Origin of the sequence: Kluyvera sichuanensis (genome assembly GCF_014218705.1) — a bacterium.
Lineage (GTDB): Bacteria > Pseudomonadota > Gammaproteobacteria > Enterobacterales > Enterobacteriaceae > Kluyvera > Kluyvera sichuanensis.
The window spans coordinates 1-284 of the sequence record NZ_JABBJF010000099.1 but is presented as its reverse complement, the minus strand read 5'-3'; the positions used below and the strand labels follow the sequence as shown (position 1 = coordinate 284).

1 protein-coding gene is annotated in these 284 nt (G+C 46.5%); it reads left to right on the top strand.

What is annotated here, in order from left to right; translation table 11 throughout:
* On the top strand, positions 1 to 181 hold a 181-nt coding region (locus tag HII27_RS27335; RefSeq protein ID WP_223883309.1), incomplete at its 5' end, for a hypothetical protein.
* Positions 182 to 284 lie beyond the last annotated feature (103 nt).

Below are 284 nucleotides of genomic sequence, written 5' to 3'. Positions count from 1 at the left end.
CTCACAACCCGAAGATGTTTCTTTCGATTCATCATCGCGCTGCAAAAATTTGAGAGACTCAAACACACCTCAGTCTGTTCTTATTACGGAGAACAAAGTTCAGTGTGCTGTTTCAATTTTCAGCTTGATCCAGATTTTTAAAGAGCAAATATCTCAAACGTCACCCGAAGGTAAGTTTTGAGATATTGAGGTCGGCGACTTTCACTCACACAAACCAGCAAGTGGCGTCCCCTAGGGGATTCGAACCCCTGTTACCGCCGTGAAAGGGCGGTGTCCTGGGCCTC